This window comes from Microbacterium sp. NPDC055683 (genome assembly GCF_053617895.1).
Genome location: NZ_JBSHGQ010000082.1, coordinates 1 through 2191, shown reverse-complemented (window position 1 = coordinate 2191; position 2191 = coordinate 1). Strand labels below are relative to the sequence as shown.

Below are 2191 nucleotides of genomic sequence, written 5' to 3'. Positions count from 1 at the left end.
CCGCAGGCGCGCAGCCACGCGCCTGCGGGCTTCCCGCCTGTAGATTGAGGAATCGATGTCACTGCGAACTCTCGACAGCCTCGGCGACCTCGCCGGCAAGCGCGTCATCATCCGATGCGACTTCAACGTCCCGCTGAAGGACGGCGTCATCACCGACGACGGCCGCCTCCGCGCCTCGCTCCCGACGCTGAACGCCCTGCTCGACGCAGGCGCCCGCGTCGTCGCGATCTCCCACCTCGGCCGCCCGAAGGGCGAGCCCGACGATCAGTACAGCCTCCGGCCCGCGGCCGACCGGCTCGCCGAGCTGCTCGGCAGGCCCGTCGCGTTCGCGACCGACACGGTGGGCGACTCCGCCCACGAGGTCGCGGACGGCCTCGCGGACGGCCAGATCGCCGTCCTCGAGAACCTGCGCTTCAACGCCGGCGAGACCGCGAAGGACGACGCCGAGCGCGCCGCGTTCGCCGCGCAGCTCGCCGAGCTGGGCGACGTGCTCGTCTCCGACGGGTTCGGCGTCGTGCACCGCAAGCAGGCGAGCGTCTACGATCTCGCGAAGCTCCTCCCGAGCGCCGCGGGCCTCCTCATCGCCGCGGAGCTCGAGGTCCTCGACTCGCTCACCGAGAACCCGGTGCGTCCCTACACGGTCGTCCTCGGCGGGTCGAAGGTGTCCGACAAGCTCGGCGTCATCGACCACCTCCTCCCGCGGGTGGACCGGATCCTCATCGGCGGCGGGATGCTCTTCACGTTCCTCGCGGCGCAGGGCCACGCGGTCGCCTCCAGCCTCCTCGAGGCCGACCAGATCGACACCGCGCGGGGCTACATCGAGGCCGCGCGCGAGAAGGGCGTCGAGCTCGTGCTTCCCACCGACGTGGTCGTCGCCTCCGCCTTCGCGGCGGACGCGGATCACGTCGTCGCGTCGGCCGACGCGATCGAGGAGTCGCCGTTCGGCGCCTCGGGTCTCGGCCTCGACATCGGCCCCGCGACGTCGGAGACGTTCGCCGCGGCCATCCGCGACTCGAAGACGGTGTTCTGGAACGGCCCCATGGGCGTGTTCGAGCTCGCGCCGTTCGCCGCGGGCACGAAGGCCGTGGCGCAGGCGCTCACCGAGGTCGACGGCCTCAGCGTCGTCGGCGGGGGCGACTCCGCCGCCGCCGTCCGCCAGCTCGGGTTCGAGGATGCCGCCTTCGGGCACATCTCGACCGGCGGCGGTGCCAGCCTCGAGTTCCTCGAGGGCAAGAAGCTTCCCGGACTGGAGGTGCTCGGATGGGCATGACGAAGAGGGCCCCGCTGATCGCGGGGAACTGGAAGATGAACCTCGACCACCTGCAGGCGGTGGCGCTCGTGCAGAAGCTGCACTGGACGCTCAAGGACGCCAAGCACGAGGACGGCAGCGTCGAGGTGGCGGTGTTCCCCCCGTTCACCGACATCCGCAGCGTGCAGACGCTCATCGATGCCGACCGCATCCCCTTCACGCTCGGCGCGCAGGACCTCTCCACGCACGACGACGGCGCCTACACGGGCGAGATCTCGGGCGCGTTCCTCGCGAAGCTCGACGTCACGCAGGTCATCATCGGCCACTCCGAGCGGCGCGAGTACCACGCGGAGGGCGACGACGTCGTGGCGGCGAAGGTCGCCGCGGCCCTCAAGCACGGCCTCGTCCCCGTCATCTGCGTGGGCGAGACGAGCGAGGACCTCGAGAAGTTCGGCGCCAGCGCCGTTCCCGTCGCGCAGCTCGAGAAGGCGCTCGCGGGCGTCTCCTCCGACGCCGACATCGTCGTGGCCTACGAGCCGGTCTGGGCCATCGGGTCCGGGCAGGCCGCCACTCCGCAGCAGGCTCAGGAGGTGTGCGCGAAGCTCCGCGAGGTCATCGCGTCGTCGCTCGGCGCCGAGGCCGCGGCGCGCACGCGCGTTCTGTACGGCGGGTCGGTGAAGTCGTCGAACATCGCCTCCTTCATGCGCGAGCCCGACGTCGACGGCGCGCTCGTCGGGGGCGCGAGCCTCAAGGTCGACGAGTTCGCGGCGATCATCCGCTTCGAGAAGCACGTCGGCGTGTGACGCGCGTGCGGCCCGGGTCACCGGGCCGGCCGCGAGCCGCCCTATAGTGGTCGGCGGGGGGTGCGCCTCGACGTATCGCACGCACGGCTCTCGGTGGAGGTACTGCAGGTCGTGATCGCGGTCCGCGTGGGGGTCTCCA

At 71.6% G+C, this 2191-nt stretch carries 2 protein-coding genes; both read left to right on the top strand.

All coding sequences use genetic code 11. The features are described 5' to 3' along the window. Positions 1-55: 55 nt before the first annotated feature. Positions 56-1270 carry a phosphoglycerate kinase gene (locus ACWGPF_RS17505; protein WP_452334001.1) on the top strand — a complete coding sequence of 405 codons (1215 nt, stop codon included), beginning with the start codon at positions 56-58 and terminating at the stop codon, positions 1268-1270. Next, positions 1261-2052 carry a triose-phosphate isomerase gene (gene tpiA / locus ACWGPF_RS17500; RefSeq protein ID WP_452334000.1) on the top strand — a complete coding sequence of 264 codons (792 nt, stop codon included), beginning with the start codon at positions 1261-1263 and terminating at the stop codon, positions 2050-2052. Before ACWGPF_RS17505 ends, tpiA begins: the two co-directional genes overlap by 10 nt. Positions 2053-2191 lie beyond the last annotated feature (139 nt).

Excerpts from the sequence above, each read along its gene's own strand:
- tpiA (WP_452334000.1), top strand. The coding sequence starts at position 1,261 with ATGGGCATGACGAAGAGGGCCCCGCTGATCGCGGGGAACTGGAAGATG.
- ACWGPF_RS17505 (WP_452334001.1), top strand. The coding sequence starts at position 56 with ATGTCACTGCGAACTCTCGACAGCCTCGGCGACCTCGCCGGCAAGCGC.